16 protein-coding genes and 1 pseudogene are annotated in these 19,429 nt (G+C 45.7%); 11 read left to right on the forward strand and 6 right to left on the reverse strand.

Annotation, left to right across the window (positions count from 1 at the left end; all coding sequences use genetic code 11):
- Positions 1-72 precede the first annotated feature (72 nt).
- Together JGK20_RS05185 and JGK20_RS05190 are read right to left on the reverse strand one after the other, a co-directional pair.
- Positions 73-1,026 (reverse strand): glycosyltransferase family 2 protein, encoded by a 954-nt coding sequence (locus JGK20_RS05185; protein WP_293229627.1) that lies wholly within the window; start codon positions 1,024-1,026, stop codon positions 73-75.
- A 103-nt stretch (positions 1,027-1,129) separates the two neighbouring features.
- A complete protein-coding gene (locus JGK20_RS05190; RefSeq protein ID WP_293178833.1) occupies positions 1,130-2,098 on the reverse strand; it encodes a glycosyltransferase family 2 protein in 969 nt (322 codons plus the stop codon).
- Positions 2,099-2,532: 434 nt separating this feature from the next.
- Here JGK20_RS05190 and cobU point away from each other — a divergent pair, with 434 nt between their 5' ends.
- The 6 genes from cobU to JGK20_RS05220 all read left to right on the forward strand — a co-directional run bounded on the left by cobU (position 2,533) and on the right by JGK20_RS05220 (position 8,240).
- Positions 2,533-3,081, forward strand: a complete 549-nt coding sequence (gene cobU / locus JGK20_RS05195) for a bifunctional adenosylcobinamide kinase/adenosylcobinamide-phosphate guanylyltransferase (protein ID WP_293178740.1) — start codon at positions 2,533-2,535, stop codon at positions 3,079-3,081.
- A 278-nt stretch (positions 3,082-3,359) separates the two neighbouring features.
- A complete protein-coding gene (locus tag JGK20_RS05200) occupies positions 3,360-3,782 on the forward strand; it encodes a hypothetical protein (protein WP_293178738.1) in 423 nt (140 codons plus the stop codon).
- A 266-nt stretch (positions 3,783-4,048) separates the two neighbouring features.
- Entirely contained in the window at positions 4,049-6,118 is a 2,070-nt protein-coding gene (locus JGK20_RS05205) for an AarF/ABC1/UbiB kinase family protein (protein WP_293178830.1), read from the forward strand.
- Positions 6,119-6,793: 675 nt separating this feature from the next.
- Positions 6,794-7,066, forward strand: a complete 273-nt coding sequence (locus JGK20_RS05210) for a hypothetical protein (protein ID WP_293229648.1) — start codon at positions 6,794-6,796, stop codon at positions 7,064-7,066.
- An 11-nt stretch (positions 7,067-7,077) separates the two neighbouring features.
- Positions 7,078-7,428: a clan AA aspartic protease gene (locus tag JGK20_RS05215; protein ID WP_293229629.1), complete on the forward strand. Its 351-nt coding sequence runs from the start codon at positions 7,078-7,080 to the stop codon at positions 7,426-7,428.
- A 377-nt stretch (positions 7,429-7,805) separates the two neighbouring features.
- Entirely contained in the window at positions 7,806-8,240 is a 435-nt protein-coding gene (locus JGK20_RS05220) for a hypothetical protein (protein ID WP_293229631.1), read from the forward strand.
- 505 nt (positions 8,241-8,745) lie between these two features.
- Here JGK20_RS05220 and JGK20_RS05225 read toward each other — a convergent pair.
- Together JGK20_RS05225 and JGK20_RS34430 are read right to left on the reverse strand one after the other, a co-directional pair.
- Positions 8,746-11,235, reverse strand: coding sequence for a hypothetical protein (locus JGK20_RS05225; RefSeq protein ID WP_293229634.1), 2,490 nt, complete (start codon positions 11,233-11,235; stop codon positions 8,746-8,748).
- A gap of 45 nt (positions 11,236-11,280) precedes the next feature.
- Positions 11,281-11,583 (reverse strand): annotated as a pseudogene (locus tag JGK20_RS34430) (calcium-binding protein); the annotation flags it as partial.
- A 23-nt stretch (positions 11,584-11,606) separates the two neighbouring features.
- On the opposite strand from JGK20_RS34430, the gene JGK20_RS05235 reads away from it, so the two are divergent.
- Entirely contained in the window at positions 11,607-11,810 is a 204-nt protein-coding gene (locus JGK20_RS05235; RefSeq protein WP_293189984.1) for a hypothetical protein, read from the forward strand.
- 96 nt (positions 11,811-11,906) lie between these two features.
- On the opposite strand, the gene JGK20_RS05240 is transcribed toward JGK20_RS05235, so the two are convergent.
- Together JGK20_RS05240 and JGK20_RS05245 are read right to left on the reverse strand one after the other, a co-directional pair.
- Positions 11,907-12,938 (reverse strand): ricin-type beta-trefoil lectin domain protein, encoded by a 1,032-nt coding sequence (locus tag JGK20_RS05240; RefSeq protein ID WP_293189986.1) that lies wholly within the window; start codon positions 12,936-12,938, stop codon positions 11,907-11,909.
- Between the two features lie 31 nt (positions 12,939-12,969).
- The gene (locus JGK20_RS05245; protein WP_293189988.1) at positions 12,970-13,215 is read right to left on the reverse strand and encodes a hypothetical protein; all 246 of its coding nucleotides are present in this window, start codon (positions 13,213-13,215) and stop codon (positions 12,970-12,972) included.
- A gap of 1,035 nt (positions 13,216-14,250) precedes the next feature.
- Between JGK20_RS05245 and JGK20_RS05250 the strand changes: the two genes are divergently transcribed.
- Genes JGK20_RS05250 through JGK20_RS05265 form a run of 4 tightly spaced genes read left to right on the forward strand, consistent with a single transcriptional unit; the run spans position 14,251 to position 19,282 of the window.
- On the forward strand, positions 14,251-14,994 hold the full coding sequence (locus tag JGK20_RS05250; RefSeq protein WP_293229637.1) for a hypothetical protein: 744 nt from the start codon (positions 14,251-14,253) through the stop codon (positions 14,992-14,994).
- A 25-nt stretch (positions 14,995-15,019) separates the two neighbouring features.
- Positions 15,020-16,177, forward strand: a complete 1,158-nt coding sequence (locus tag JGK20_RS05255; RefSeq protein WP_293229639.1) for a DUF1822 family protein — start codon at positions 15,020-15,022, stop codon at positions 16,175-16,177.
- Positions 16,178-16,208: 31 nt separating this feature from the next.
- On the forward strand, positions 16,209-18,089 hold the full coding sequence (locus JGK20_RS05260; protein ID WP_293229642.1) for a CHAT domain-containing protein: 1,881 nt from the start codon (positions 16,209-16,211) through the stop codon (positions 18,087-18,089).
- On the forward strand, positions 18,086-19,282 hold the full coding sequence (locus tag JGK20_RS05265) for a hypothetical protein (RefSeq protein ID WP_293207367.1): 1,197 nt from the start codon (positions 18,086-18,088) through the stop codon (positions 19,280-19,282). Before JGK20_RS05260 ends, JGK20_RS05265 begins: the two co-directional genes overlap by 4 nt.
- The last annotated feature ends 147 nt before the right edge of the window (positions 19,283-19,429 follow it).

The raw sequence follows: 19,429 nt of genomic DNA on the forward strand, positions 1-19,429 counted from the left end.
TCAGGATACGGCAGTGCCGTTTCCCTACAATTAATCGCGGTAGGGAAACGGCATTGCCGTGTCCTCCGTTGCTTACGGCGATTTAACTTCAGTCTCCTGACTTCTAACCACGGGCGACAAACTAGGCTCAGATCCTGCCACATTCAACTGGCCGCCGCAAGAGCGCAATTCGTACAGTTTTGCATTAATTTGATATTCATACTGACTCAATAACCTTGCATAAATATAGCCAGCTTTTCCATCCAAAAAGCCGAGCTGAATAAAGTAAAATAAAATAAATCTGAGGAGTGGTTTCAAAGGCAGCCGCACCCAAACTTTTTTGAGAAATCGCTTCCGCTGCACTGCATCTCCAAATAAGTGAGCGCCAATAGTGCCGCTGTCATCGCGCCCTTCAATAATATTGTAATAAACGCGGGCTTCCCAATTTGAATATCTGTTGTGCCGTTCTATCCAATGAAATAAATCGCGATAATCCTCGTGGATCATATCATGTTTTAAGTAGCCGACTTGACCTGCTAAAATGACGTGTTCGTGAACTTCGTTGTCACCTGTGTTGGGGACGGATTCAGTGCCGAGATTTTCGTAACGGCCTTTTTGATGCTTGAACAAACGCAAATTCCAGTCGGGATATCGGCCGCCGTAACGCAGCCATTGACCTAAAAAGAAGACTTTGCGGTTGAGGTAGTAGCCGTCAAAATTCGGATCGGCGATCGCCCGCGCGATTTCGTCCCAAAGTTCCGGGGGTATGCGCTCGTCGCAATCGACAATTAAAACCCATTCGTTGCGAAAGGGCAGGTTGTCCAAAGACCAATTTTTCTTTTTCGGCCAGCGGTTGTCGAAGTAGAATTGTACTACTTTGGCACCGCTACTGATGGCAATTTCTACCGTGCGATCGCTGCTTTGGGAATCAACCATGAAAACTTCATCTGCCCTGGCAATGCTGGCCAGACACGCAGGTAGATTAAGTTCTTCGTCTTTTGCCGGAATGAGAACTGAAACCGGAATCTTTGATGAACTAGATGTCATAATCGAGTGCTTGAACCTGAATGCGGTCGAGTTATTGTGGATGAAGTGCGATCGGCCTTTTATAGCGCCGACGACTTTAACAGCGAGGGATATTGCCTATAGCCTAATGCCTGCTGGTCGATTTCGGTGGAAAGATCAGGCCCTGAAGGGCTGCACTTAAATAACCGATTTGACCCCAAGCAAAAACGAAATTTTCAAAGCGCAGCCCTGGATCTCTAATGTATTTAAAAGACTTGTATACACCCCTCAGTATTCTTTCACCGCCCCGTCCAAGCTGAGCAATACCTGCTCGATCGGACAATTGTTCCCGATAACACTCGCTGATGCCTTGCCACCAACCGCGATCGAGAAACCAAGCTTGCTTGAGCCTTTCTACAGCCACATTGTGCAGAACCAGGGCCTCGGGCAGATAAACCACTTGCCAGCCTAACTCTAATGCTAATTCTGTCGCGCGCAATTCTTCATTTGACAGCAACTTTGTGCCGACTCTACCGAGTTTGACATCGAAGCCACCAATTTGTTCGAGAAAAGCACGCCGGATCGAGTAGTTTACACCCCTGGGAGTCAAACCGGCAGCAGTTACGTACTGGCAAGTATCCCCTAAATCGTAAACTCCCAAGTTTTGGGCCAATCCGGGCGATAGCCATTTGGGTGCACAGACTCCACAAGGCCACAGCAAGTTAACTTTGCCGCCGGCTACGGCTAGTTTTTGATTGCTTTGATAGGCGGCGTGCAGCACCCTGAGCCAATTCGGCTCAGCAATAGCGTCGTCGTCGAGATAAGCTAATATTTCGCTGCGAGCTTCCTTGGCGCCGGTGTTCCGCGCTACTGACAGACCGATTTTGGGTTCCCAGACATACTTGAGGCGGCAGTCGGAGAGTCTTGCTTCTACCACCTCGCGAGTGCTTGTCGTGGTACTTTTGGGGCTGGCATAATCGTTAGAACCGTTATCCACTACTACTACTTCAAAGTTATCGGGAAAATCTTGTACCAGCAAGCTGTCGATCGCCCCAGCTAAATAGCTGGCGCGATTGTGAGTGCAAATTATGGCTGATATCTGAGGTTTGGGCATGGGGCATGGGGCATTGGGCATTGGGAAGAAGGCCCGCGCAGGGCATTGGGCATTGGGGATAGTCTCTATTTTTTGCTTCTTTTCTTCTCTCTGCAAATTGGTAAGGGCGTAACTCACTTGCTGGAAAACGGCTATGTTGGGAAATTTGATGTAGTTATTCTGATATTGTCCTATCAATGCTATTATCGCCTAAAAATCATTGGTAATCAAACAAATAACTAATAACCAGCAACCAATAACCAGCAACCAATAACCAGTAACCAGTAACCAATAACCAATAACCAGTAACCAGTAACCAATAACCAGTAACCAATAACCCTTCGACCCTTCGACTACGCTCAGGGAACCGCAAATAACCAATAACCCTTCGACCCTTCGACTACGCTCAGGGAACCGCAAATAACCAATAACCAATAACAAATAACCAATAACCAATGACTAAAATAATCTTAGTAACTGGGCCGGCTCGAAGTGGTAAAAGTGAATGGGCCGAAACTCTGGCTGCTGCTTCGGGAAAACAAGTAATCTATGTGGCTACTGGCATGGTTGATGAAACAGATTTGGAGTGGCTGCGCCGCCTCGAACAACACCGAAATCGCCGCCCGGTTCATTGGAAAACTCTAGAAGTGCCGATCGACTTACCGACATTTGTCCGCACTGGTAAACCATCGGATTGCTTGTTAATTGATTCCCTCGGAACTTGGACGGCGAATCTTTTAGAACAAGAAGCCACACTGTGGACTGCTGCACAGCAAGATTTGCTAGCGAGTTTGAAGTCAACTGCGGCCGATGCAATTTTTGTAGGAGAGGAAACAGGATGGGGTGTTGTGCCTGCTTATCCGGCGGGGCGGCTGTTTCGCGATCGCCTCGGCACACTCGTCCGTCAAATCGGGGCGATCGCCGATACTGTTTATCTCGCCACCGGAGGTTACGCCTTGAACCTGTCCGCTTTGGGTACGCCACTACCGCCCGCCAAGAATTAACAGACGGAAGCGCGATCGACTTTTAGAGCAAAAAGCTCGGTTTGCCCGCAGACAATTTTAACTAAAAATCAGCTATAATTATAATTAAGCTCGAAAACTCAAAAATCACATCAATCACTCCAAAAAAATACTCCATCGGGCAACCAGCACAACAATTTGACACCTAAAATAGTCGGCTTTTGAAAGAATGTCAAATATCAAATGTCTCTTGAGATAGAGATCAAATTTAAAGTTTAAAGTCTAAAATTACCAATGAATTGCAGGATTGAGTAAAAGCTATGGCATCAGAAAGTGAAGTCAGAAAATATATTGCTTACTGGTTTCAGTTAGGCAAAAAAGTATTTATTCGCAACGGTTCCGAAGCGCTGCTACCAAAATCGGTAATTGCGGGCGATCGCTACAGCAGGGAATTTGAAGAATGCTGGCAAAAAATCATCTCCTCCGACAGCGGAGACTCCTACCTGCAAGGCACCAACGAAACAATCGCCGAACTGCTGACACCAGCATGGGAAATCAGTCCCTGTGCGCGCTGCGCCATGCCCGTACCGTTGCGCGATGCTGGAATGCCGCCGGAGTTGTGTCCCTGTAACGACTTAGCCAACTGGCCCGATACCGAAATGCCCCGACCCCGATCGCCCGTCAGCACCAAATCGCAACTTTCAAGCATTCGCGATCGACTTCTCAGAACCGGCAGGGAGTGAAAATCGCGATAGGAGGGGAATCGGAGAGGGGGTGGCCAGAAATGGGGTTTTTCGCCAAAACAAGCGTTACAACCTTGGATACTCCACTAAAAAACCCGGTTTCTTTAGTCCTTTGCCAACTGACAACTGTCAACTGCCAACTGTCAACTGTCAACTGTCAACTGTCAACTGACTAACCAATTCGGTTTTCTCTATCTCACAATAGTGGCGAGAAGGCCACAAATTGTTACAATGTCTTTACAATGCTTCACACTAGGTCTGAGTTTATGGATGTCAAGACGGTATCGCCAGCCTCCCCGCCAACTTACTCAAATTCAGGGACTCACACTGCAATCGGCAATCTCAAAGAGGTAGAAACAGTTCCCCTGCAAGCAGTACAAGTAGAAATAGAAAGTCCCGCAGCGACTCCCGAACCGCTCAAATCAGCCAAAGATATCGCCTATGAGTTGGCCGGAGAAGCTGTGCGCTACGATCCAGTTGCGATCGCAGCCCAATACAAAAATCGCCCCCTGCAAGTCTGGAAAAGGCTGTTGAGCGTTGTTTGGACATTTTTTAGCTTCGCCTTCAGTTTGTGGTTTGACGGCAAAACAGGCCGCGTCGCCAAGAACCAAAAACGTCGCGCCGCCCGACTCAGAGACATTCTCGCCCAACTCGGCCCAGCTTTCATCAAAATCGGACAAGCACTTTCAACTCGCCCCGACTTAGTACCGCCGGTATATTTAGAAGAACTAACCACGCTGCAAGACCAATTACCAGCGTTTCCCAACGAAGTAGCATATCAATTTATACAAGAAGAATTGGGCGCACACCCCAAGGATATTTACGCCGAAATCACCGCAGATCCGATCGCAGCAGCATCCCTCGGACAAGTCTATAAAGGCAAACTCAAAACCGGCGAAACCGTCGCCATCAAAGTGCAGCGACCTGGTTTAGCCGAAAACATCGGCTTAGATATTTACATCCTGCGGCGCGTCGCAGTTTGGGCGCAAAACAACTTCAAAATAATTCGCAGCGACCTCGCCGGAATTATGGACGAGTTGGGCGAGCGCATTTACGAAGAAATGGACTACACCCACGAAGGACACAATGCCGAACGCTTCGCCGAACTCTACGGGAATCTGAAGGATATTTACGTTCCCAAAATCTACTGGGAATATACCCGCCGCCGCGTCTTGACCATGGAGTGGATTACCGGCATCAAACTCACTAATTTAGAAGCCGTCAAGGCTCAAGGAATTGACGCTCCTTACTTAATTGAAGTGGGGGTGCAGTGTTCTCTCAGACAGCTTCTCGAACACGGTTTCTTTCACGCTGACCCGCATCCCGGCAATCTTTTGGCAACTCCTGACGGTCAGTTGGCTTATCTCGATTTCGGGATGATGAGCGAAGTCAAACCTTATCAGCGGTACGGCTTGTTGGAAGCTGTGGTGCATTTGGTAAACCGCGACTTTGAAGGTTTGGCCAGAGATTACGTGAAGTTGGAGTTTTTAACGCCAGACACGGATTTGACGCCAATTATTCCGGCTTTGGCTGGGGTGTTTAACAATGCTTTGGGTGCTAGCGTTGCCGAACTCAATTTCAAAAGCATTACTGACGAACTTTCGGCGGTGATGTACGAGTATCCTTTCCGAGTTCCCGCTTACTATGCTTTGATTATTCGATCGCTCGTTACGCTAGAAGGGATTGCCATTAATGTCGATCCAGAATTCAAAGTGCTGAGTAAAGCTTATCCTTACGTAGCAAAACGGCTGTTGAGCGACCCTGCACCGGAATTGAGAGCATCCCTGCAAGATTTATTGTTCAAACAAGGCGAATTCCGCTGGAATCGCTTAGAAAACTTGCTGAACAATGCCCGCGAAAGCGACGATTACGATGTGAGCAAAATCCTCAACCAAGCGTTAGAGTATTTATTTTCTCAAAGAGGAGATTATATTCGCGATCGGATTGTTGCTGAATTGGTGAAAAGTCTCGACACACTTTCGAGCAATGCTGTTGCTAACGCCAAAGCAGTCGTCGGCGAATGGTTTGGAGTCAAAGCAAATCAACCTGTAGTTTCACAAACCGAACAAAAAAACCTCGAACACATCAAGCGGATTTGGGATATTTTGCAATCAACTCCGGGTTTTGACGGCATGAAAGTATTGCAACTACTGCCGCAATTATTAGTGAAACCAGAAGTGCAGAATATGGGCCAGCAAGTCGTCGGCGGTTTAGCTCAAAGAGCAGTTGCTAGATTAATTCGCGAGTTTTTACTTTCCGAAAAACCGGCAGCTATTCCTGAAAATGGCAGCTATCCTCATACTTCGCCTCAATTGTCTTTGCCGGCGGCGAAGTAGTTAGATCGGGAGTTGGGAACCGCAGATGTTAGCGGATGAATACGGATGAACGCAGATGAAATGATATCAATTCCGGCTGCACCGTCAGGTGATGTTGACTGTAGACTGTAGACTGTTAACTGTTGACGGTTTAAACAATACCGATGCAACCGGAAACGATATCAGCTCATAGTGCGATCGTAAAAAAAAGAAAGTCCAGGCGCAACAATCAGATAAAAAAAGGTACGTAGTTGCGCTTAAGCGCTGTTCTATCTATGAAAGTCCAGGCGCAACAATCAGATAAAAAAAGGTACGTAGTTGCGCTTAAGATCTGTTCTATCTATGAAAGTCCAGGCGCAACAATCAGATAAAAAAGGTACGTAGTTGCGCTTAAGCGCTCTTATCTTATATACAAGAGTTCGGACAGTTTTAGCTTTGATATAGTGTCCGAAACCATTACTGGCTATGTAGTGGACTATTTTTTTAAGGTTTAAGTCGATCGCACTCGTTGCTTAAAATGCGTTAAAAATGGCAGGGCTTCCTCGCCATCGGCTTACAGGGCCGTTAAAAAACTGTCCGAACTATTTTTTTCAGAAAATAAACAAATTTATTGAATTAACCGCGCAACAATCGCCCTGCTTGTGCGTGCGCTATCATGGAAGGATTCACAGAAAAGCCTCGATGGGGAGTCAACCTATGCAAGCAATCCTTTTAAGCCGCGAAGAAGTTGCGCGACGTGCAAAGCAATTGTACGAAAGCAGCATTCGCCAAAAGGTAGAGGTGGAAGAGAACATCGGCAAGATGGTCATCATCGACATTGAGACAGGTGATTATGAAGTCGATAAAACTGGATTGCAAGCATCCCGTAACCTTAGCAAGAAGCACCCAAACGCCCGACTCTTTGGTATTCGTATTGGATATAACGTTGCTGTCTCATTTGGTGGTGTCGTGGAGCGTGTCTGCAAGTGATTTCTGGGATTGTGACAAATAGACACGCAACTGTAACGTTGACTTTCTTGCTACCGAATGGCTCAAGCATCCCTATTGAGTTTGTCATAGATACAGGCTTCACTGGGGAATTGTGTCTTCCTCTAGAAGCTGTTTCATTGATGGGCTTGACCTTTAGACACGACATTCCCGCAAATTTGGCAGATAATAGTGAAGTCTTGCTACCAGTTCACGAAGCGATCGTCCTTTGGGATGGTGAAGAGCGAGAAGTCCTTGTCATTGCGACAGGAAGGCGACCTTTACTTGGAACTGCCTTGCTGGACGAGCAAGAACTTGTTATTCAGTTTACAGAAGGCGGGTTGGTGACGATCGATGAGTTGTAGCTGTTCTCAAGGTTGCAAGTGCGATTGAAGCTATCCCGTTCGCGCAGCGTTCCCGAAAGGTAGGGAATCGCTCTTTCCTCTCGATCGACAATTTACCATTTAGAAGTTTTACAAAATTATGTTACTTTTTCTCACCGACAGGGCGATCGGGGTGGTTTATTTTTTGAGTTAAAATAGACAACAAGCTGTTGGGAATGTTCGGAGTTAAGCCGCAGATGTGCGGTATAATCCAACTAGGAATAGTATTGTACCGCATCGGCGGCACAATTATAAGTTAGACCGTTGAGTATTCAATCTGGAGTCCATCAATGAATCATGCAAAGTCTCTCAGCGTTTTGGGATTGGGAATGAGCCTCTTAGTCAGTTGGAGCAGTACAATGCTTGCTTCAACACCTTACGGCGTAACAATCAAGCGTTCTGAAACGGGAACGTGTACAACATCTCAACGCCGAAGGGTAATGTGCTACTTTCCTTCAAAAGTTGCAGCTTACACCAATGCCCAGGCAATTGAATATACGAAAGGGAGTGGAGCAGATGTCTATTGGAAAGCCGTTCGCGTAAACGGGGAGTATAAAGTTATCACAACCTTAGGTGCAGGCGTTCAAGGAAGAGTTGCTGAAGCTACAGCGAGTATTTCTTTTGAACAGAGCGGAAATACTTATCAAGTGAACGTTGAGAGGTGTGTTGTTGGATTACAGCAGCATGGTCAAAATCCTTACTGCCAAAATCCTTTACGATATGCGCCCGTCACCGTTGTTGTTCATCCACACAATACAGGATGGTTTACAGAATTCAAAATAATTCCTGACTAAACAGTGGACTTTGATTCAATGCAGGGCGCTGCCAGTATTTAATTTAACTTAACTTAAGTGTGATCGCAGAATTTGTAGGTTGGGTTTTGCAATGCTCTACCCAACCCAAGTTCTGAACTTAGTAATTGCCTCATCGAGTTAAAATAGAGAGAGTAATTTGCAGTGAGGGAAGATTGAAGGTGGTTTGCGATCGCCAAGTGTACAAAGTTTGGGTAGAACTCGTAAATTTACGGTGATTTTTCTGGTTAGCCATAAACAAGGCTAGTATTTTTTACCAAGCAGTAATTAGTCCTCAAAACCCTTATTTGGTATTACCAACCGCAAAAACTGCAAAAAACCCGGTTTCTTGAAGAAACCGGGTTTTTATCTATTCGATCGCCCTCAAGCAAACCTACAATTACTTCAAGGTAGAAGTAATACCAATTTAAAAAAAGAATGCAACAGTATTCTTGTCTCCCCCCTTTGTAAGGGGGGGCTAGGGGGGGTCGAAGAGTGTTGCACGATTTTAGAAAAATGGTATAACACTTGAATCGCTACTTTTTGGTAGCTGAATCGGACTAGGATTCGCATTAAGTAAGAGATCAGCTTCCTTACCAGAAGGATTAGCAATAGGCGCGATGGCACCACTCAAACTGGCCGCTTTCAAAGGCAGAATTGGCTGAGTTTGAGCGCTGGTGAGAGAAGTCAACAAGCTCTTTGTGTCGTAGATGAGGATGTCATCGTCGGTTTCGCTAAAGGTCTTCATGGTTGGGATTGAACCGCCATTTAGCAAGATGTCATTGGTAGTTTTGACATGAGTTGCCGTCAAACTAGCTGAATTAGTAGCTGTTGTTAATGGTTGCAGAATCAGACTTGCTGCTGCGGTAGTCGTGCTAGTTGACAGACTAATTGGTGCAGTTGCTGTTGCTGGATTAGTACCTGTTGTCAATGGTTGCAGGCTGAGACTTGCTGGTGCAGGAGTTGTGCTGGTTGGCAGACTAATTGGTGCAGGAGTAGCGCTGGATAAGCTAGTGCTAGAACTGCTACTAATCAATTCTAAAACATCATCGCTATCAACAGGTTGACCAGTCAAAATGTCGATATTCAATGGTGTATTGAAAGCTGCGGGAAGCGCACCTCCGGGAGTGATGGAGACAAAGCGAGAACTGTCAACTGTTTTGGCTTGAGTATCTTTCAACCAAGCTAAATGTTCGCCGGTGCCTGCGATGCTGATCAAGGCATCGTTAGTATAATTTTCGCCGCCTTGAACGATTTGCAATTGCTCAAAAGTGAGGTCTTGTGTTAGTCCGAGGTAATCGCGATCGCCCTGGAAGTAGAATATATGATCTAGTCCCGAACTTGGTGCTAGCACAAATATGTCGGAACTACTGCCTCCAATCAAGGTATCTTGGCCATCGAGGGTGTCATTGCTGCTGCCGCCATCGAGACTGTCATCGCCTTCGTTACCCAAGAGGTTGTCGCTGCCAGCTTCCCCGGTTAGCAAGTCGTTGCCGCAACCGCCGTCGAGGGTGTCTTTACCGGCACCTCCCAGCATCGTGTCGTCGTCGCATTCGCCGAACATCAAGTCGTCGCCGTTGCCTCCGCCCATGAAGTCGTTGCCACCACCACCTGTGAGGGTGTCGTCGCCGGAATCGCCGGTGAGGGTGTCGTCGCCGGAGTCGCCGAAAACCATGTCGTTACTGGCGCCGCCGTCCATCATGTCGGTTTCGTCGCCGCCGTAGAGGGTGTCTTCGCCGACTTCGCCCAAAATCGTGTCTTGCCCTTGACTGCCAAATATCAAGTCGTTGCCGGCACCTCCGAAGAGTTTGTCGTCGTCGATGCTGCCGTCAATTTTGTCGTTGCCGGCGCCTCCCAATAATTGGTCGTTGCCCGTACCGCCGAAGAGTTCGTCGTTGCCAGCGCCGCCGTCGATGGTGTCGTAGCCGGAACCGCCGTCGATTTTGTCTTGGCCAGCTTCTCCAAAAATTAGGTCGTCGTCTTCGTTGCCCCAAATGTTGTCGTTGCCAGCGCCACCGTAAATCGAGTCGTTGCCTGCTTGGGCCCAGATGTTATCGCTGCCGTCAGCGCCGAGAATCGAGTCTGCGCCGGAACCGCCGTCGATGTTGTCGTCTCCAACTTGTCCGAGGAGGGTGTCGGCTGCGTCTCCGCCGTAGATTTGGTCGTTGCCACGGCCGCCGTCGATCAAGTCTCGGTCTTCGCGGCCGTAGAGTTCGTCGTCGCCGTCGTTGCCCCACAGGGTGTCATTTCCGGTACCTGCATCGAGGAAGTCGTTGTCGTCGTTACCTTCTAGGCTGTCGTTGCCGGATTGACCGAAAATGCGATCGTCCCCTTCACCACCTGCTAAGGTATCGTTGTTAGCGCCGCCGTCGATGTAGTCGTCGCCGCTGTTGCCGTCGGCGAAGTCGTTGCCGTCATTTCCGAAAATTCGATCGCGCCCTTCACCTCCAGTCATGCTATCGTCGTCTGCACCACCTTCTAAGTAGTCGTCTCCATTGTTACCGGAGAGGGTATCTTTGCCGATTTGACCGAAAAGTCGATCGGACCCATCGCCACCATCGAGGCTGTCATTGCCCGATTCACCCCACAGTTGGTCATCTCCGGTTTGTCCTAGCAGCGTATCGTCGTTATCGCCACCCCACAGTTGGTCATTATCGGCATTGCCTTCTAACAAATCATTGCCTTGGCGGCCGTATAATTTGTCACTGCCGTCGTTGCCGGAGAGAGTATCGTTTTCAGTACCGCCGTCAACGAAATCGTCGCCGCTGTTGCCAGCTAGAATATCGCGGCCGGCTTCTCCTAACAGGCTGTCGTTATCTTCGCCGCCGTCCAGGGTGTCGTCGCCGTTACCGCCGAACAGGGTATCAGTGCCCGATTCTCCCTGCAAGATGTCAGCGTCATCGCCTCCCCACAAGGTGTCGCTATCATCGCCGCCGAACAGGGTGTCGAGGCCGGATTGACCGTAAATGCGATCGCGCCCTTCGTTCCCCTGAAGCAAATCGTTGCCCAAACCGCCGTCAACTATGTCATCGCCGCGATTGCCGATAACCGTATCATTACCGACTTGTCCGAACAGACTGTCATTATTATCACCACCATCCAGAATGTCGTTACCGTCGCCACCTTCGAGGGTGTCATTTTCAGTACCGCCATTCAGAGTATCGTTGCCGAGTTCGCCAAAAAGTCGGTCTGTTCCTGAGTTGCCTTCGAGGATGTCATCGCCACCGAAGCCGTAGAGAGTATCGTTTTCGCCTTCGCCGTAGATGATATGTTTGTCTGCGCCACCGTAGATAAAATCATCGCCAGCGCCACCGTAGAGTAAGTCTTTTCCTGTTTCGCCGCGAATTCCGCTGGAACCGTTTAGAAAACTTGCTCAGCAATGCTCGCGATAGCGAAGACTACGATGTCAGCAAAATCCTGAACCAAGCATTGGAATATTTATTTTATGAAAGAGGAGATTTTATTCGCGATCGTAAGATTTTTCACTCTTGTAAGGACACAGCACTGCTCATTGGTGTCAACTTAAGAAATTGGTGGCGCGATCGCTCTCAATCAATTTTGGGTGTCAACTGATTAAGTTGACACCAATGGGCTCTTGGAGTGTCCCTAGGATTGAGGGATTACGAATTAATTTTAAATAAAGGGCGATCGCACTTTTTTCCCAATAAACTATGGTCTGGTTAAACCACGTTTAAAATAATCGTTACCACCAGGAAGATTAGGTAAATCTCCTACCCCTCGTAATTGGAATCCATATTGAGAAGTTAAAGGAACTGATGTTCCAACCCGGCATCCAGCAGTGTTTCTAGCCTCTAAATGAATATGCGAAAAACCACCATTATTAGAATTAGCAATGGAAGTTTTTCCTAAAACTTGACCTGCATTTACTCTTTGACCATTAGCAACTGTGCGATTGAAATGACCAATTAAGAGACTATGACTATTGTCAATTGAAAGACAAACTAAATCACTATTTACATAAGAAATAGTGCCAGATGCTGGAGCAAGAACATCATAGTTAGCCGATTTACTGAAACTTCTTCCATCACTAGGGTAGCAAGCTGTAGCACCAAAATCTTGATTGCTGACTGTTAAATCTAACGCATAGGAATTGGTGTGTGTAGGATTACCTTGATACCCTTGACAAACATACCAACTTTGACCTCGACCAAAAGGTAAATCAATGTTACCACTTACACTACTACCACTACTTTTCCAGCGCTGGTTCGCATTATTAGAATCGCACGTAATTAGATGAACCCTGCCAGTATTAGTACGAGTTGGAGAGTCAACACATAGATTAGTTCCATTGCGGCGGATTAAAAACTCTCCACTAGGAATATTCACTAAATTCCAGTTTTGATCGGGGTCGGAAGCGTTGCAATTCCACACATTAATTTCCGCATTATTGGAAAGATAATGAGCATTTAAGCACTTGCCTGTTGAACCGTGACGCAACAGTATACTATTGCTACTGCTACCCGACAAACGATCAAATTGTTGGTCAGGGTCGTTGATGTTATGTTGATAAAGAGACATCCGAGGATTACCGTCAATCAAGCGAAAAGACTTATTTGTATTCAGTGCATATCCGCCATTTACCTGAAAAGTTTCCGCTGCTTGAGCTGCTTGTGCCGTAAAAGCTATAGAAACACTAGCAATGGCGATCGCAGTAATTTTTTGAACTTTTTGGAAATTCATGATCTGACTCCTTTAATGATGAGTGATTTAATCAATTGCGGGCGGGAATATTCCAGCCCATTTTTCTAGCAGTATCAGAGCTAAAACAGGCAAGATCGCCACTTTTTTCCCGACAAACTTGGGTATTCAACCAATAAGGCTGACTCCATTTATCCCATTTAATGTTGGCAGTAGCATTGATTGTTTTTGGTCTAGTCTCTGAGTCTAAATCAACTGGATCTCCACCTCCAGCTTGTGCTTGCTCACCTAAAAACAAAATAGCTAATTGCAGAGTCATTAGAATAGTCACTCGCCATAAAATATTTACTGGCGTTGACATTTTGTTCGAGGAATTGAATTTTCGCTTTATTAGGAATATAGGATCTAATTCAATGTGAGAAATAGCCATGATTGTTGTCTTCTAATAGATCCAAAGTGTGCTAAAAATTGACAAATAAACTCCGCCGACACGCCGTACATACGTATCACAATAAATGCAAACGTGGAAATAGACTAAGCCAACATTGGATGAACCCATTTCCCATATCGCTTGGGAATTTGGTTCGGATTGCGATCGGGAAGTTACGGGCGATCGCACTTTTGAATAAATCTCAACAAGTGCGATGGCTACGCCCCGGCTTACGCCTACGCAGTTCGTAATTTCCCTTCTGTTTATTTATCAGGGTGAACTCAGTGGTTTTATGCAAAACTCTCAAGTTTTTTTTGAAAGTTTTGCGAAAACTGGGTGAAAGTACGGAACAACGGGTGTTTTGGGGGTTTGAGGTTTGACCTCGTTGCCTTTTTGTTGTTCCTGTTTACTTATCAGGGTGAGCTCGGTGGTTTTATGCAAAAATCTCAAGTTTTTTTTGTAAACTTTGGCAAACACTGGGTAAAAGTACGGAATGATGGGTGTTTGCGGGGTTTTAGGGGCGATCGATTGAGGACTCACGCATGGGCCCAGAAACCGGGTTTTTTTGCGGAAACTTCGCCGTAGTCGAAAAATTTGGTAAAAACCCGGTTTCTTTGGTTAAAGTGCGTAAATCCTCTCGCGCCCAGGCCCAGAAACCGGGTTTCTCTGATATTTTTCGCCTCCCCACCGGATTTTACGCAGAAACCCGGTTTCTCAATTCTGACGCGCTAACCCCAAAAACCGGGTTTCCTTGGTGAGAGTGCATAAGTCTTCACAAAAATTCACATTTAATTTTGCCGCCACATCCACCGCACCGCAAGACTTTCAACCATCCGCCCCAAAAAACTTTCACAATTTCGCATAAAACGATCGAACTCACCCTGATAAGTAAATGTAGGAACAAAGTTGCGGCCGCACTTCACTATGAACGATCAATCCCACCCCTCCGAGGGGGAAGACCACTCATCCGACGACTCCGATCCTGTTGGGGACTCAGGAAAATCTCGAAATTGCGATCGCAAACTTCTCTATCAAGAGTTAGACAGCCTTGTCACTCTAATTAGGGAGGAAGCCTCGAATTCTTGGAAGCTAAAACGTTTGTTGAATCAGCTTGTGACTAAAATGAAAAACTCGGGGCTGATCTGGAAAGACAAGGTACCTTACTATGAAGATGCTGTCCAAGAACAGTGGGAGTTTTTCTATAGCAATTTGTGCGAATCCCGCACCGGCACTCAGTACGATCGCGATCGGGGTAATGTCATAACTTGGTTCAATTATTATTTGAAGCGACGGCTGCAAAATTGGGCGGTGAGGGTAGATCGAGAAAATAGCAGGAGAGACGATCGACAACTTGTTTTAGAAGACGGAACTGCGATCGATCGAATAGAGAGTTTACCTGCTGAGGATGACAGTCATACAGTCGAATGTATTCAATTATTTGAACACGTCAAAAACTGGATTGAAACTAATCCTGATGGGATATTAAACGAGTACATTCGAGGGCGGAAAGATCTGACTTGTCAAGTTATATTGAGAAGCAGAGCATCTGGTAAAGATTTTACCACAATAGCAATGGAGTTTGGCTGTGCTTATCCTACAATATATAGCTTTTACCGAAAGAAATGTCGGCTTCATTTGCAACAATTTCGAGAAGACAGTGGCTATTAATCATACAAGGAGTTAAAATCGGGAAATGAAGAACAATACTACTACAACCCAATCATTGCCAATGCCAATTACCCAAAAGGCAATTCATCTAGCATGGCAATTTGCTTGCGAACACCAACACCCGCAAAAAGTTGAACAGATTTATCTCAACACTTTGGCTGTGTTGGTAGTTGCCGATTATTTTAAAATATTAGATATTGAAACTGATTTAAGTCAATGCGATAGCTGGAATCCAGTAATTCGCCTGTTTGAAAATGTGGCAGATTTATATATTAAAGGCTTGGGAAAAGTTGAGTGTTGTCCAATTAGGGCTGAACACAAACAAGGAGAAAATGGCAATCAAAATTCCGCTATAAATTTACCTGAAATCTGCCGCGTTCCTACCGAAGCTAGGGAGGAACGTATTGGTTATATTGTAGTAGAAATTGATGAGGATGAAAAGGAAGCAAGATTGCTGGGATTTTCTCCGACAGCGGATTCAGGTGAATTAGTATTGAGAGATTTACATCCTCTGGATGACTTCTTGCTTCACCTTGAAAGAATCTATGAATCTAAAGTCGATCTGCGTCAGTGGTTGGAGAATATATTTACATCGGATTGGGAGTCTGTTGAATCGATATTCGATCCGCAGCCCGAGACTGAACCGACTGAGATTGAAAATCCGGTAAAATCTAATTTACGCAATTGGTTAAAGAATGTTGCAGAAACCAACTGGCAGAAATTTGAGGAAAGCAAACAAAATTTAGAAGAGCTCATTTTTCCTGATGAAAACCCAGCTTTTGTATTCCGAGGTGGTGGAAATTCCAGATCGCAAGATACTTCACGCGGACATCAAAGCAGTGTCAATATGTTTCCCGAAGCTGATATCGTGCGGGCAAAGTTGATTGATTTGGGAATGCGTTTGGGTAGGACAACTGTTGCGTTGTTGGTGGGGATTGCCGAAGATAGCGATCGCACTGTCAGAGTTCACGTTCAGTTGCATCCGGCGATCGGCGATCGTTACTTGCCAACCAATATTAAATTGTCCTTAATCTCTGATGTAGGAGAAAATTTACATGAAGTAAAATCAACTGTTCAGAATAAGTGCATTTTGCTCAACGATTTTTACGTAGACCCAGAAGAAAGCTTTACTATTCGAGTAGCTTTAGATGATTTTACCATAACAGAAAATTTTGTGGTATGATACTTTGATTAACTGCAATGACATCCAATTTATGAGCAGTACAGTTATCTTGGCTTTGGGATCGGGAGATTTTCAAAAAGGTTTTTCTTGCGTGACAGCGGAGTTTAAAAAACAAGGAGAAACTGTCGCTAAATATTTAGGAAGCTTGCTGCCAGCACCTGAGGTTGACGAGTTGCACAAAAGGTGGAAAGTTAGTTGTCGCGCCACCCAACATCACAGAAGCAGTTCTCGAATCAAAATCAAGCCCGCAGGCAAAACAAATATCTCTGAAGACAAGCCTAATATTATATATGAAGGTTTGAAAAAAGAGATGAACAAGTGGTTGAGTGCTGATGAGTTTTACAGAAAAATAGAGGTAAAACTCAGAACAGAAATTAGCAATCGAGACGAATTAGTTGAAATATTTTTAGAGTGCAATAACTCTGAGATTTGGCAGTTGCCTTGGGATGTGTGGCAGTTTCGCGAAGACTACAATAACTGTGAAATTATCGGCAGTTCCCCTGAATACAAAAAAACTCCCCAAGAGGCAATGATAGGGGGAATACCTCTAGGTTCGCGAGGCAGAATTTTATGTGTGTTAGGCAACAGCCAGGGAATTGATGTCAGCAAAGATGCCAAGGAAATTACAAAATATCTGGGCGATAGCTGTGACTTACAATTTCTTCAAGAACCAAATTCCCAAGAGTTACGCAACCAGTTATTTGATGACAAAGGCTGGCAAGTTTTATTTTATGCGGGGCACAGCGATAGCGATATCAATGGTGCCAACGGATTGCTATATATAAATCAAGAAGTTGCAGACAATACTGTCACCGTACAAGACTTTAAAGAAGGTCTCAAACGAGCTATTGTCAAAGGATTGGAATTACTAATTTTTAATTCTTGTTCGAGCATGGGTATAGCAGCAGATTTAGTCACAGAAGGTATTTCTTTGCCATCAGTGATTGTGATGCGGGCGCCAATCCCGGATTTTATTGCTCAGGAATTTGTGAAGTCTTTGTTTAGATATTTAGCCCTCAAAGAACCTTTATTTTTAGCAGTACGAAAAGCTAAGAATGATTTACTGCGCTATGAAAATCAATTTCCTGGCGCGAGTGGCATACCAATGCTTTGCCAGCATCCAACTTTTGAGGGATTAAAATTATTAGAATTAAAGTGCGATCGCCCTTTCGCTGCACCGACAGATGATGTAGCCCCGGTGAAGCGAAGCTATCCCGTAGGGAATCGCCCAAACCACCCGCAATTTACGATTCCAACTAAATTTATGCAGCGTACCAGCATCAGTTTAGCTGGTTTGGCGATCGGCTATCCACTCATCGGCCCGCATCTGGCATCTGCGATCAACACATTTGGCATGAAAAACCACCGCAACAATCAATTTTTAATCGCGAAAGTTTCATACAATCTAGCTGCATCAATCAATCCTACTAACGGCGAGTCTTCCTATAACTTATCTTTGCTGTGCGATCAATTAAATGAAGACGAGTGTGCGCGAGAAGCAATGAAACAAGCAGTCTGGCGAGGACTTCCAGAAGCTTATGCTCAAATATCTCGATCGCTAATTATCAAAAACAAACCTGAATCCGCTTTAAAAGTAATCGGAATGTGTTTAGAACAAACTCAATTTGATGGAGTAAAATCAGCTTGTTTCAAGAATCGCGGCTGGGTGCGATTGAATCAAAAGCGATACGACGCAGCGGAAACCGACTTAAGAAAAGCAATATCTCTCAGCAATAAAACTCCAGAAGCTCAATGCCTTTTAGCGCAGGTACTGGAAGCTAAAGGGAAACCACAAGAAGCACTCACACATTGGCAAGAAACGCTGAAATCTGCCAATCCCAGCATACCAGAACAAGATGAATGTATCCAAATGGCAAAGGAACGTTTACCAATAATAGGAAAAAGTCAATGAAAAAACAGACGACTGTTGTTATGGGTGCAAGCGCGATCGCATTTACGTTGATTGCGATCGATATTTTGCCTCATCCCCACTTCGGTATTGGCGCCAATTTATCCAAAATATCCGCCAACAATCCGATAATTTCCCCAGCAATCGCAGCAACGACAAGAATACCCAACGGACAAATCCTAAATATTACCGGCGAAGTGCAACTACAGCGTCAAGATGGCAGAAATGTTCGCCCCAGCGCGGGTACGCCGATTTATCCGGGTGACAAACTGCAAACTTCACAAACCGGACAAATTACGATTCAATGTGCAGATTTAGGAATTAAGTCAATTAAGGCGGGTGACAATCAATTAAATAGCTGTTTGTTGGCTAGCGAAAAGTCGAAGGATGAGTGCAATAAAAATTTAATTAGATGTCCCGATCGCGGCGACGATCAAATTGTTTGGAACAAGGCGCCAATTCCTTATATAATCAGTCCGAGGCGGACGAAATTGTTGGGAAATAAGCCTATTTTGCGCTGGAATCCGGTTGCGGGTGCGACTAGCTATAAGTTGAGCATTCTCGAAAATAAAGCGAAGTTAAATTGGGAAATGACGGTTAACGGTACTGAGGCGGTGTATCCGGGGGAACCGGCGCTGAAACCGGGTTTTAAGTACAGGTTGATTGTGGAGGCGAATACGGGGGTTTCTTCGGAAAGTCCTCTCGGGGAGAGGGATACGGAGTTTCGATTGCTGGATGAGAAGGAGGTTGAAGGGGTTAAGGAGGCTGTACGGACGATCGAGCAACAAGTACCGAATGCAGCGAGTCAGAAATTGGCGATCGCACAGATATATCGTAGCGCCAACTTGATTGCCGAAGCAATAGAAATCCTAGAAAGCTTACCAGCAGCGGGAGTTGAGACACCGCCCATCTACCGCACGTTGGGAGAAATGTATCAAGGGCGATCGCAACTAATGCCGCAGGCTAAATTCTACTATTTAAAGGCGATTAGTACAGCAAAACCGGACGATATCGAAGAGCTAACAGAGGCGCGTTACGGTTTGGGAGAAGTCCATTCATCTATGAGGGAGAATCTGGAAGCGATGCAGTATTTGAAGTTGGCAAAAGAGGGATATCAAACTTTGGGAGATGTGCAGATGGTGGAAAAAATAGGGAAGCAGTTGCAAGATGTGCAAAGGAGAGAAGAGAGGAAATAGTAATGGGTTTGGAGATGAATTATCGGTCAATTTGCAATGTCGCAATAACCCAAATTCGTAGGGGCGGGTTCGCCATTAATTCTGTCACCAACAAACAATCTCAAAAACCCGCCCCCACCCAACCAATAACCCCCGAAAACCTCCCTG

The sequence above is a fragment of the Microcoleus sp. PH2017_05_CCC_O_A genome (assembly GCF_020738785.1).
GTDB lineage: Bacteria > Cyanobacteriota > Cyanobacteriia > Cyanobacteriales > Microcoleaceae > Microcoleus.